Genomic DNA, 10,312 nt, shown 5'->3' on the forward strand with positions numbered 1-10,312 from the left:
ACACAGGAATCCGACACGAACTCCTTACGTTGACAAACCCCCGCATTGACGACACCGAGTCATAAAATCGGCAGGTCGTCAGTTCTCACGGAGAACACGGGGGAAACGTCCATGGTGTCGTCGACCCGGCTGGCCGCCGTCGCGGCCGTCATCGCGCTCGGCTTCACGGCCCTCGGCTGTGGCGCCACCGGAGACCGCGTACCCGCCCCGACCGGTGGCGGACAGGAGTCCTCCGCGCCCACGGCGCGGCCACCACAGGCACCGGACCCCTCGGCCGAGACGCTCTCGGGGGAGGCCGAACCCCACCCCGCCCCCGGCGTCGGCCCCGGTGTCGACCCCGTCGGCGAGCCGCTGTCCGCGCCCGGCCCCGCCGCCGAGGAACCCGCCCCCGCCCCCGCCCCCGCCCCCGGACCCCGGGACGCGGCCGAGGGTGCCGTGACGGCGTACGTGGAGGCGCTCGCCTCGGGCGACCCCGCCCGCATGGCCGGGGGGTTGGAGCACGCGGCCGAGGACTCGGTCGCCCACGACTACCTCGCGCACCAGGTGTCCCTCGCCCGTGCCCGGGCCGACGGGGGCCTGCCCGCCGCGGCCTCCGAGGCGGAGCGCACCGCCGACGGCTACGAACTGTGCCGCTCGAAGGGTCGGCGGAGCGAGCCGGCCTGCTCCGCCTACGACGCTTTCACCGGGGCGGACGGGCTGGTCGGCGGCCTGCGCGTGAACGGCGCCGACCCCGGCCCCGGCCTGCTGGTCCCCGGCCCCGGCGAGCGGACCGAGGCCGGGTCCGCGGGGGTGACCGCCACCCTGCTGACCGCCTACCGGTCCGCCGCGGACAAGGCCCTGGTGGTGACGGTCGGCTTCGAGACGCGGGACAGCGCCGACCTCGACCTGCACGGGGCCGAGTACCGGAGCAGGAGCGGACGCGAGAGCCGGGTGTCGGCCGCGGTGGGAGGCCGCGAACTCGACCGGGGGGCACGTGCCCGCGCCGCGTTCCTCCTGCCCGGGGCCGCCCCCGGCGGCACGCTCCACGTGAGGGGCTGCCTGGAGGAGTGCTCCTCGCTCGTCTCCCTGGAGGTGCCCGTGGGGTGAGGGCCGAGGCCGCGCGCCCGGCCCCCAGGGTGCCGGTTCCCGCCCGGCCGGTGCTGTCGCCCCGGGCGCACCCCGGTGGTAGATTGTGGTGCCGTACGTCACATTGCGGACAAAAGCGAAGTGGACCCCGGGCTCACGCCCCGGTCCGGACACCGCGGGCGCCCCCGGTCCCGCTGCCCCGCGACGGAGCCGCGCAGACGGGCCGGGTCGCTCCCCCTACCCCCCGGGGGAGCGGCCCGGCCTCCCTCACCTCAGACGCCGAGCCTGCTGCGGACCCGTTCGAAGGCCTTCTCCGGCGTGTAGGCGGTCCGTGTCCAGAAGTCGTCGGCGCGGCAGGGACCGCCGAGAGGCCCGGCCGCGCCGAAACCGGCGGGGTACCCCTCCCCGCGGTCCGCCGCCACCGAGCACCGGGAGCACAGGCGCCACGACCGGTGGTCGGCCCCCCGCCCCGCGAGCCGCCGGCCGGTCGCCGCCCCGTGCAGCGCGTTGGCCTCACACGGAGCGCACAGGGGGCTCCCCGGATCGTCCAGGATCTGCTCTCCGTAGCGGACCAGGACGACGGCGCAGACCAGCGCGGTGACGGGCATCCCGGGAGACCGGGAGATCAGACCGGCCGCGTCGTAGGCCTGCCGGGCACCGTCGGCCCCGGCATGTCCGGAGGGGAGCCGCTCCACACGCAGACGGAGGACACGCAACTCGCGGGCCAGGAGCAGGCGGACGAACCAGCGTCGTGGCCGTGACGGTGCCAGGCGTCCCAGGGTCCTGGCGGAGGCACGGTCCCTGCCGCCTGTGCGCCTCGCGCCGTGATGTTCGGATCCCGCGGCGCCGCGCAGGCCCGCGAAGACGGAGGCCGTCACCACACCGGCCACCACCCCGTACGGAAAGAACCAGGGGACGAGGAACCCCTGGAGGAGAGAGGAGAGCCCGTCCGGGGCCGACGCCGGCTCCCGGTCCGAGGCCTCCGGCCTGGTCACGAACTCCATCGGGGCCCAGGCCGTCACCGCGTCCGGGTCCGGGGCGACCCCGGTCGGCTCTGCGGACCCCGTCGGGGCGTCCTCCAACCGGTCCAGGACCTGGTCGGCCCTGCCCACCAGGCCCTCGGAGGGGTCGAGCACCCCGGGATCGACCTCCGGAGGCCGTAGGGCGCTGCCGAAGGCCTCCACCACGATCCGGCTGTCGACGGTCAGTGCCACGTACACCCCGTCGCGTCCGGACACCTCGTGCAGCGCGTGCAGGAACAGTGACGGCTGCCCGCCGGTCTCGTCGGCGGACACGGACGGGTACACGACCACCTGGACGGGGTGCTCGGCCAGGGGCGGGGAGCCGAGCCGCGACCCGATCCGGTGCAGATCCTCCTCCGACCAGTGGCCGACGGTCCCGTGGTGGACGTACAGGGGCGACTGCTCCAGTTCGGCGGCCACGCGCTCCACGCGTGACAGGTCCGTGATCTCCTCGACCGTCCTCGGGGGACTCACGTCCGCGGCCGCCTCGGGAGCGACCGCCGCACAGGCCGCCAGGACACAGGACGCGAGGAGGGCCGCCGACAGGAGTTCCCGGAGGCCGGAAAGCGTCGAACGCGGGACGCGGTTCATCGCTTCCACCGCTCGAACAGTCCACCCCCGGCGGCGACCAGGCCCCACCCGGCGAGGAGACCTGCCAACACTCCCGCGGCCCCCGGCCACGCGGCCCGGGAAGCGGTGTCCGCCTCCGTGCCCTCCCCGTGCCCGTCGGAGGCCGCGTGGAACTCCGCCTCGGCCAGCAGGGCCATCTCCTCCACGTCGGGGTGCTCCGCCGCGCTCAGGACGTGGTCCAGGGTGTCGGCGGGGTACTCGGGTGACACGCCGGTGTAGGCGGCGTGGTCCACCGCGGCCTCGGGGACCCCGGAGCCGTCGAGGTTGGCCCGTCCGATCATCACGGTGCCGGGCGAGAGCACGAGAACCGGGTCGGTGCCCTCCTCGGTGGAGATCCGCGCGAGGCGGTCGAGGGAGCCGCGGTCCTCCACACCTTCGACCACCAGCAGGCTGAGCCGGACACCGTGTCCGTCCAGAGCGGCACGCAGGTCGTCGGCGACCTCCCGCCGGTCCAGGACACCGGCCAGCTCCTCGTCGACGAACACGCCGCCGTGCTCCTCCAGCATGCGGGCGTAGAAGGTGCCCACCGGGTCCGCGTGGGCCGGGGCGGGAACCGTGACCAGGGTGGCCAAAAGGCCGATCAGAGTCAGGGGGCGCCCGTAGGGGTGAGGGGCCATGGTCGTTCTCCCAGCTTCTGTGCGGGGGTGCTGTCCGGTGCGTGAGGGGGCGGTTCCGCGGGGCCGTGTGCGTTCGGGCGGTCAGCTGCTCCGGCGGTCCTGCCCCGCCCGGCGGTGTTCGCCGCGCGCGACGCGTCCGGGCAGGTCCGGGTCGAGCGTTCCGTAACCGGTCGCCGCCCACACGCTCTCCTCGGGCGCTACCGCGTAGTAGGGGAGGGGCCGGGACCCGCTGGCGTCCGGCACCGCGGCGGGGGTCCTGTGGTCGCGAACGGCTTTGCGGCACACGCGGCAGGCCAGGACCCGAATCGAGTGGAACGAGGCGGGGGCGCGCCAGCGGACGTCAGCGGTCGCGCCCCCGTGCCGCGGGTCGAAGAAGCAGTGCGGGGGAGCGGGCCTGTCATCGAGGGCCGCGTCGCACATGTCGAGAAGGACGTGTACTCCGACCAGGTCGGACGTGTCGGCGGCGGCGTCGAGGACCTTCGCGGCGGCGCCGTAGGCCTCCAGCGCCGGCCCGACCCGCCCGGATCCGGCGCTCTGGGCGGCGACGCGGCGCCCGCACCCGGTGAGGCGCTCGGTGAGCCGTTCGCGGTACTCCTCCTGCTGGGACAGGCCGATGTTCCGCGCCACCGTCTCGGTCAGAGGGGCCACCCGGAGCGGTTTGCGCGCCCACCGGCCGATCCCCCACCAGGCGCCCGTGGCGAGTAGGGCGGCTCCCAGGACGAAGGCCGCCGCGGTGGTGAGGGGAGAGCCGCGCAAGCCGTCGGCCGGGCCGCCGCCCTCCACGATGTCGACCGCGCGGACCAGCCGCTCGGCCAGCGGCGCCTCAGCGAGCCCGGCGTCCGCGTTGACCGCCTCCGCCGTGAGCTCGGCCGGGTCCGAACCCTCGGCCGCGCCGTCGTGCGCCCCTGCCCGGGCCCCGTGCAGCGTCACCCCGTCCCGACCGACGACGAAGAAGGAGCCGTCGGTGTCGGCGTGGTGTGCCAGATCGGCGACGTAGTCGTCCAGACGGCCCTCCTGCCCGACGAGGACGACATAGACGGGCGTGCTCGCGTCGGCCAAGCGGGCGCGCAGGGCCTCGGCGTCCTGCTCGGCCACGTTCCTGCGGTGCAGGGCGCCGACGTAGAGGGGGTCCTCCGCCAGCGCGGACGCGCGGACCGTGGCCATCTCGTCGTAGCGCCAGTCACCCGCGGACGCCGGCGGGGGCGGGGCGAGGACGAACAGTGCCGCCAGGGCTGTGAGGGCCACCGGGGTGAGGACACGCCTCAACGCGTGCCTCCTGTTCTGCGCGCGGCACGGGAACGGCCGTGGGCGGCGGCGCCCGGGGACGGGGGAGAAGGCGGGCCAGGGGGGATTCGGCATGGAGGGCTTTCCGGAGTTTTATGTGGTTCTTATTGAATTGTCTACCACTTTGCACCCCGGGGCACCGCCACCGCACTTACCTCACGCGGCGCACCCGCGCCTCGTCCCACACCGGCTCCGGGGCCTCGTACACGCCCCCGTCCGACCCGAACACCACGAACCGGTCGAACCCGCGCGCGAACCAGCGGTCGTGCGTGACCGCCAGGATCGTCCCCTGGTAGGCGTCCAGCGCCGACTCCAGCGCCTCCGCCGACACCACGTCCAGGTTGTCGGTCGGCTCGTCCAGCAGCAGCATCGTCGTGCCCGACAACTCCAGCAGCAGGACCTGGAACCGCGCCTGCTGGCCGCCCGAGAGCGTGTCGAACACCTGCTCCGCCGCCGACGCCAGCTCGTAGCGGTCCAGCGCCCGCCCCGACTCCTCCCGGGGCAGCCCCCTGCGGGACCCCTTACCCCGGTGCAGGATGTCCAGCAGGGTGCGGCCCGCGAACTCCGGGTGCTCGTGGGTCTGCGCGAACCACCCGGGCAGCACGCGCGCGCCCAGCCGCGCCGACCCGGTGTGCTCCACGGACGGCACCCGCGCCCGTTCCTCCTCCGACAGCGGTGAGGACTCCGGGTCGCTGCCGCCCCCGGCCAGCAGCCGCAGGAAGTGCGACTTCCCCGACCCGTTCGAGCCCAGTACGGCCACCCGCTCGCCGAACCAGACCTCCAGGTCGAAGGGGCGCATCAGCCCGGTCAGCTCCAGACCCCCGCACACCAGGGCCCGCTTGCCGGTACGGCCCCCGCGCAACCGCATCCGCAGGTTCTGCTCCCGGGGCAGCTTCTCCGGCGGGCCCGCGTCCTCGAACCGCCGCAGCCGGGTCCGCGCCGACTGGTACCGCGAGGCCATGTCCGAGTTGTAGGACGCCTTCTGCTTGTAGGTCGTGACCAGCGCCCTCAGCTTGGCGTGCTCCTCGTCCCAGCGCCGCCGCAGCTCGTCCAGGCGCTCGAACCGCTCCCGGCGCGCGTCGTGGTACGTGTCGAAGGCGCCGCCGTGCGTCCACACGGTGTTGCCCGCCGCGCCCAGCTCGACCGTGACGATGCGGTCGGGGACCCGGCTCAGCAGCTCGCGGTCGTGGGAGATGAACAGCACGGTCTTCGATGAGGCCCGCAGCGCCTCCTCCAGCCACCGCTTGCCGGGCACGTCCAGGTAGTTGTCCGGTTCGTCCAGCAGCAGCACCGGAGCGGAGCCCCGCAGCAGGGCCTCGATGACCAGGCGCTTTTGCTCACCGCCCGACAGGGTGCGCACCTCGCGCCACCGGCAGCGCTCGTAGGGCACGCCCAGCGCCGCCACGCAGCACTGGTCCCACACGACCTCGGCCTCGTAACCCCCGGCGTCCCCGTAGCGGGAGATCGCCTCGGCGTAGCGCATCTGCGTCTTCTCGCCGTCGTCGACCATCATCGCCGCCTCGGCCGCCTCCACGTCGGCGTGCGCCGCGCGCACCGCCTCCGGGGACACCGACACCAGCAGCTCGTGCACGGTGGTCTCGTCGCGCACGTGCCCGATGAACTGCGGCATCACCCCCAGCTCCCCGTCCAGGGTGACGGCGCCCGCCTCGGGGCGCCGGTCACCGCGCACGATCCGCAGCAGGGTGCTCTTGCCCGCGCCGTTGGCCCCCACCAGCGCCGTCTTGGAACCCTCGCCCACCCGGAACGACACCGCGTCCAACAGGACCCGCCCGTCGGGAAGGGTGTGACTGACCTGGTTGACGTCGATGTAGCCCAAGACCGCTCTCCACGTGGGGTTTCCGAGCACACGGGGGTCGCCCGGCGCCTCCCGGAAGGCTTCCACTCCCCGCTCCGCCCCCGCAACCCGTTTTCCCCGGTGGCGCGTTCCCCGGTGGCGCGGGGCGTCGGCCGCAAGGGGCCGGCGGCAGGCGCCCGCACCCGTCTGTGTGTCGGGGCGGCCCCCGGGTCCCGCACGGTAGTTGTATGGGTGCCCAGAGTGAAGGAGCGGGGCCGGGCGACACGCGTTCGCCGACTCGGACGTGGTCGGGGTCGGCGAACGCGCACGAGGCGCCGGGACCACCGCAGAACAAGGGGGGCGCATGCAGATCGGGTACAAGCTGGCGACCGAGGCCTTCGGACCGGAGGAGCTCATCCGGCAGGCGGAGCTGGCCGAGCGCGCGGGGTTCGACTTCGTGGAGATCAGTGACCACTACCATCCCTGGCTCGACAACCAGGGCCACTCGCCGTTCACCTGGACCGTGCTCGGCGCCATCGCCGCCAGGACCGAGCGGATCGGACTCGTGACCGGGGTGACCTGCCCGACGGTGCGCTACCACCCGGCGATCATCGCCCAGGCCGCCGCGACCCTGGCCCTGGTCTCCCAAGGGCGCTTCGTCCTCGGCGTCGGCTCCGGGGAGCGGCTCAACGAGCACGTCGTCGGCCAGGAGTTCCCCGACTCGGTCCACGTGCGCCACGACATGCTGCGCGAGGCCCTGGAGATCATCCGCCTGCTCTGGGGCGGCGGCTACCAGTCCTACGAGGGCGACTACCTGCGCCTGGAGGACGCCCGGGTCTTCGACCTGCCCGAGACCGCGCCGCTGATCGCCGTCGCGGCCAGCGGCGCGGTCTCGGCCACACTCGCGGCCGAGTTCGGCGACGGGTTGTTCGCCACGGAGGCCAAGCACGAGATCGTGCGCGACTACCGTGCCGCCGGCGGCGAGGGCCCGGGCTACGCCGAGGTGCCCCTGGCCTGGGCGGAGGACGAGCACACCGCCGCACGGGCCGCCCTGGAGACCTCCCGCTGGGCCCTGACCGGGTGGAAGGTCATGAGCGAGCTGCCCAACCCGGTCAACTTCGCGGCCGCCACCACCACCGTCCGGGAGGAGGACGTCCTGGCGCACTTCGCCTGCGGCCCCGACCCGGAGCGCCACGTCGAGGCCGCCCGCAGGTACGTCGACGCGGGCTTCGACCGCCTGGTCATGCAGAACGCCGGTCCGGACCCCGACGGGTTCGTCGACTTCTACCGCAGGGAGCTGGACGGCCCCCTGCGCGCGCTCTCACCGTCCTGAACGGTGCCCCCCGCCCTCACGGGCCGCCGCCTCGGTGAACCCGTTGGAGGCCACGAACATCCCCTGGTAACCCTCGTAGCCGCTGTGCAGGGTGCCGATGAAGGCGCGTACCTCGTTCGGGGGCACACGCTGGCGCCACCGCTTGCACTGGACCACCACCGACCGCCCCCGGGGGGAGCGCGCGAGGATGTCCGCCCCGCCGTCCTCGGCCCCGCCGACCACGGTGACCGCGGTGTAGCCGTGCACCCGCATCAGCCCGGCGACGTGCTCCTCGAACTCGGTGCCGGTCATCAGGTCCAACTCGGACAGGTCGATCCGTGCGATCGCCCGCCTCCGCGCGGCCAGGCGCATCCGGCCCACGGCCCACCAGGCCAGGGCGGCCACCGCCACCGCCGCCGCGACCCACAACAGCGGCCGTGGCGCGCTCCGGGCCACCCACGTGCCGACCATCAGCGCCACCACCACGGCCAGCACGGCGGCGTGCCGGTGGCGCCACACGAAGTGTCGTTCCCTCGATCGAGTGTCCACGTTCCTCCTGGGGGCGGGGGTTGCTCCCAAGGTCCCCTTCCCCGGGAACGCCGGTCCTCACGGGGATCCGCGCCGCGGACCTGTGGCGGTTCCCACGCCCACGGGCGGCGCGGACCGGTCGGTTCGCGCTCGGGGCGCCGTTCGTCCCTTCGAGGTTCAGGTGAGGGGACCGGACCGCCGGTCGTAGGTGGCGCGAAAGGCCTCGAACCGATCGCGCTGGGTCCTGACGCTGTAGTACAGGAAGAGCACGAGCACGAGGAGACAGGTCAGGGGGGCCGGCCTCAGAAGGTTCTCGGCCTGGAACCCGGGACCGTTGACGTCGGCCACGGGGAGGAACGCGCAGAACACGATGCCGACGAACACCGAAGCCGCGTAGAGGCCAGGGTTGCTCGCGCGCACGAAACGGTCGTGCAGGGTCCGTGCCAGACGATTGGTCTCGGGGTCGGGACCGATGTCACCCGAGGCCGCCTGAAGCCTTGCCGAGGCATAACGGACGGGGTCGGTTTCCCCGGTGCGGGGCAGATTCTTCTGACGGGTGTAGGTGAAGAGACCGGTTGCCAGGGCGGCCACCAGGACCGCGTGGAAGATCCAGACGAGGGACCATCCGGGAATGCCGGTCGGATCGGCCAGTGACGGCGAGGCGGCGGTAACAGCCAGGAGGGCAATGAGAACGCCGGCCAGGGCCGAGCAGCGGAACGCGTAACCGGCGGGGTTGTTCTGCGCGTAGATCTGGACCCTGGCACTGGTGATGTGCAGGGAACCGGGTCGTGGCGATCCGGGTCCCGGCGGCGGAGGGTTCTGTCGCTCGAATCTCATACACGCCAAAATACGATGTTCTCTTCCTGGGGTCCATGTGTTGTGAAGGCGCTGGTCCGTGTTCGGTCCGGAGTTTTCCGCGCGGTTGCTCCCACGGATGTGAAATGTGTCTGCGCGAAGAAGCGGACTGGTCGCGACTGTCGAGGTGACGGCTGGGAGCCGGGCGTAGCGGGTGGCCGGCTGGGGGTTCGTGCAAGTGCTGGCGAAGCAGAAGTCCTGGTACCAGGGCCGAGGCATGCCCCCGCCGCCTCTTCCGACCTGCTGCTGGAACGCGTGCCCGCTCGCATGGAGGTACCGAAAGCCCAGGTCACCGAATGCACGCTTTTCTGTTCCCGTGAAGAAACGGCCCCTGCGGTGGTTGTAGGGGCCGCAGATCGACAATAGTCGGAATGTCTTCGCGGCGGTGTGCCGGGCCGAACGGGGCCCGAATGACTGTGCCTACCCTGACGTTTACCCCTGGAATCCAGGGCGAACACGAAGCTTGACAGTCCGGGGCGGCCCGCGGTCCTTCCGCGGGCCGCCTCGCAGTAATGACAGAGGGACACACATGTTGATCAAGGAACGCAGGTTCCGCGTGAAAGTCTCCTACGGGACGTTCGAGATCGCGGGCATCAACTCCTACGAACACGTGAGCGGGGACATCAACCTGATCTGCCCGGGCCCCGCCTACGGCTTACCCATGGGTTCCCTCGGCAACGACTTCGCCCCCACCGTGCTCATGCAGCTGTGGGATGGAAACCCCGCCACGGTCGACGACCACCCCGATCACGCCGTCTACCGGGTCGAGGTCACAGAACAGGTGCACCTGATGGGTTTGATGGTGGGCCTGTCACTCGACGGTCCCTTCCCCGTCCCCCACGGGACGTGGGCGGCGCACCTGTGGCGGGACGGAAGGAGGGCGCACCTGTCGTGGGAGGGCGCGCTGCTCCCCGGCGAGGACGATGACGGCGAGTACACCTGCACCGGCGACGACTTCCCTGGGGAGGCCGTGGAGTCGTGGGTGGTGCAGTTCTGTCCCTGGTGATCCGATGGCCGCGGGTTCGAGCCCTGCCGGGTGCGCCACGAAATCCCAGTGCGTAGGGGGTTCTCGAAGACCTAGGGAGTGTTTTTTGGAGGCTTTCGGGTCAGCGAGCGGCCGTCCAGGCGATCTCTCGCAAGACGATGTGCGAAGTTCAGCCTGGTTGTGCTTCACGAGCGCAGAGGCGCGGCGAGAGGCAGCCTG

General features: G+C 72.7%; 9 protein-coding genes. 3 read left to right on the top strand and 6 right to left on the bottom strand.

What is annotated here, in order from left to right; all coding sequences use genetic code 11:
- Nucleotides 1-111 precede the first annotated feature (111 nt).
- Nucleotides 112-1,086: a hypothetical protein gene (locus ACFWTE_RS28680; protein ID WP_378783043.1), complete on the top strand. Its 975-nt coding sequence runs from the start codon at nt 112-114 to the stop codon at nt 1,084-1,086.
- Nucleotides 1,087-1,337: 251 nt separating this feature from the next.
- On the opposite strand, the gene ACFWTE_RS28685 is transcribed toward ACFWTE_RS28680, so the two are convergent.
- The 4 genes from ACFWTE_RS28685 to ACFWTE_RS28700 all read right to left on the bottom strand — a co-directional run bounded on the left by ACFWTE_RS28685 (nt 1,338) and on the right by ACFWTE_RS28700 (nt 6,455).
- Nucleotides 1,338-2,687: a hypothetical protein gene (locus ACFWTE_RS28685; RefSeq protein ID WP_378783044.1), complete on the bottom strand. Its 1,350-nt coding sequence runs from the start codon at nt 2,685-2,687 to the stop codon at nt 1,338-1,340.
- On the bottom strand, nt 2,675-3,334 hold the full coding sequence (locus ACFWTE_RS28690) for a hypothetical protein (protein ID WP_378783045.1): 660 nt from the start codon (nt 3,332-3,334) through the stop codon (nt 2,675-2,677). The genes ACFWTE_RS28685 and ACFWTE_RS28690 overlap by 13 nt, the downstream gene beginning before the upstream one ends.
- A gap of 81 nt (nt 3,335-3,415) precedes the next feature.
- Nucleotides 3,416-4,600, bottom strand: coding sequence for a hypothetical protein (locus ACFWTE_RS28695; RefSeq protein ID WP_378783046.1), 1,185 nt, complete (start codon nt 4,598-4,600; stop codon nt 3,416-3,418).
- A gap of 169 nt (nt 4,601-4,769) precedes the next feature.
- A complete protein-coding gene (locus tag ACFWTE_RS28700) occupies nt 4,770-6,455 on the bottom strand; it encodes an ABC-F family ATP-binding cassette domain-containing protein (RefSeq protein WP_378783047.1) in 1,686 nt (561 codons plus the stop codon).
- A 322-nt stretch (nt 6,456-6,777) separates the two neighbouring features.
- Between ACFWTE_RS28700 and ACFWTE_RS28705 the strand changes: the two genes are divergently transcribed.
- On the top strand, nt 6,778-7,746 hold the full coding sequence (locus tag ACFWTE_RS28705) for a TIGR03557 family F420-dependent LLM class oxidoreductase (RefSeq protein WP_378783048.1): 969 nt from the start codon (nt 6,778-6,780) through the stop codon (nt 7,744-7,746).
- Here the strand turns inward: ACFWTE_RS28705 and ACFWTE_RS28710 are convergent.
- Entirely contained in the window at nt 7,735-8,274 is a 540-nt protein-coding gene (locus ACFWTE_RS28710; RefSeq protein ID WP_378783049.1) for a restriction endonuclease, read from the bottom strand. The genes ACFWTE_RS28705 and ACFWTE_RS28710 overlap by 12 nt on opposite strands.
- A 156-nt stretch (nt 8,275-8,430) precedes the next feature.
- A complete protein-coding gene (locus ACFWTE_RS28715; protein WP_378783050.1) occupies nt 8,431-9,090 on the bottom strand; it encodes a hypothetical protein in 660 nt (219 codons plus the stop codon).
- A 547-nt stretch (nt 9,091-9,637) separates the two neighbouring features.
- Here ACFWTE_RS28715 and ACFWTE_RS28720 point away from each other — a divergent pair.
- Nucleotides 9,638-10,114, top strand: coding sequence for a hypothetical protein (locus tag ACFWTE_RS28720; RefSeq protein WP_378783051.1), 477 nt, complete (start codon nt 9,638-9,640; stop codon nt 10,112-10,114).
- The last annotated feature ends 198 nt before the right edge of the window (nt 10,115-10,312 follow it).

Source organism: Nocardiopsis sp. NPDC058631, from assembly GCF_042716955.1.
GTDB lineage: Bacteria > Actinomycetota > Actinomycetes > Streptosporangiales > Streptosporangiaceae > Nocardiopsis.